This window comes from Rhodococcus aetherivorans (genome assembly GCF_011058165.1).
Taxonomy (GTDB): Bacteria; Actinomycetota; Actinomycetes; order Mycobacteriales; family Mycobacteriaceae; genus Rhodococcus; species Rhodococcus aetherivorans.
In genome coordinates this window covers 1-692 of the sequence record NZ_JAALEG010000210.1, presented here as the reverse complement: position 1 = coordinate 692, position 692 = coordinate 1, and the positions used below count along the sequence as shown (strand labels likewise).

Genomic DNA, 692 nt, shown 5'->3' with positions numbered 1-692 from the left:
GTGGGCGTCAAGCATCGCCACGGTGGGCACCGGCTGACCGGCTCGGCGCAGCAGCACCGCGACGGTGTGGGCGAGCATCCCGCCCACCGACCAGCCGAGCAGGTGGTAGGGGCCGTGGGGTTGGATCCGGCGGATCTCGGCGAGGTAGCGCCGCGCCCAGTCCTCCATGGTGGCCGGCAGGACCGGGTCCGGGCCGAGAGCCGGGGACTGCAGCCCGTAGAGGGGCCGGTCGGGCCCGAGGTGCCTCGCCAACCCCGCGAACCCCCAGGCCAGTCCCCCGACGGGAGAGAGGCAGAACAGCGGGGCGTCCGACCCGGCCCGGCGCAGCGGCAGCAGCACCGCCAGGTCCTCGTCGGCGCAGCCGGGATGCGGTGGCGCGGTGGTGGCCCGCGGGGCGCCGGTGCCCGGGACCGAGGCGGTCGGGTCGACGCGGTCCGGCGCCCGTCCCGGGGGCGTCGGGGTCAGCAGGCCCACCGCAGCCGGTCGTCGGTGCGCGGGCAGCCGCGTCGCCAGCTGGCGGCGCACGGCGGCGGGATCGAGGTCGACACCGGGGACAGGGCACAGGTAGGACACCCACACCGACCGTCCGGACGGCAGCTGCCGAGGCATCGTCACGGCGAACTGCACCCCCGGCACCGCGGTCACGACCGCATCGATCGCCGCGGCCTCGCCCCACCGCCCCGGGGCCCCGG

Annotated in this window: 1 protein-coding gene; it reads right to left on the bottom strand. The window is 77.7% G+C overall.

Annotated features, from left to right (window positions below; translation table 11 throughout):
• A partial coding sequence (locus G6039_RS30200; RefSeq protein WP_164528203.1) for a thioesterase domain-containing protein occupies positions 1-692 on the bottom strand: 692 nt, incomplete at both ends.